The organism is Pseudoflavonifractor sp. An187 (assembly GCF_002160275.1).
In the GTDB taxonomy this organism is placed as follows: domain Bacteria; phylum Bacillota; class Clostridia; order Oscillospirales; family Oscillospiraceae; genus Enterenecus; species Enterenecus faecium.
Genome location: NZ_NFKG01000065.1, coordinates 1 through 783, shown reverse-complemented (window position 1 = coordinate 783; position 783 = coordinate 1). Strand labels below are relative to the sequence as shown.

General features: G+C 49.4%; 1 protein-coding gene. It reads left to right on the top strand.

Annotated features, from left to right (window positions below):
• On the top strand, window positions 1–737 hold a 737-nt coding region (locus B5F22_RS11830; RefSeq protein ID WP_143482262.1), incomplete at its 5' end, for a transposase.
• Window positions 738–783: the final 46 nt, after the last annotated feature.

Here is a 783-nt window from a genome sequence, read left to right as displayed (position 1 = left end):
TGCAGATTGGTGTGAACAGTGAGTATATCACCGGGATAGAGCTGTTTTTCGACCGAAATGATGTGAGAACGCTTCAGCCGTTTTTAAAGAAGCTGGAGCAGTTTCACCAGGTCCGTTATGAAGAAGTGGTGGCCGATGCCGGGTATGAGAGCTTGGAGAACTATCTCTACCTGGATTCCACAGGACAAATCTGTTATATAAAGCCCACGAACTATGAGCAACGACGCAGCAAAAAGTTTAAGAAACAAGTTGGGCGAGTGGAGAACATGGAATATGACCAGGAAGAAGACTGTTTTATCTGTGCGCAAGGCCGCCGGCTATTTCTGCGGCGGGAGTGTACCGAAGTTCAAGACGGACAGTTGGTTTCCACTGCGTGGTATTGCTGCGAAAACTGCGATGGCTGCCCGTGCCGTTCCCAGTGCTGCCGAGCCAAGGATCCAACTAAGCCCAAAGAGATCGCACTGAAAAAGACCTTCTGGGAAAAGCGAGCTACGGCAACTGAAAATATTACCACACCACGGGGGATACATCTTCGGCTGTGCCGCTCCATTCAGGCGGAGGGAGCCTTTGCACTTCTAAAAAACGACTTTGGGTTCCGCCGCTTTCTAACTACTGGAAAGGCAAACGTACGGACTGAAATGTTCTTTCTCGCTTTAGCCTTCAACCTGAAAAAGCTGTGGATGAAGCGGGAACACGGACGGCTTCAAACCCGTGTATCTGAGAAAATGACAGCGTAGCTTACCGAAATTGAAAAACTTCCGCAGAAAGCTCCATCCAGGTGGT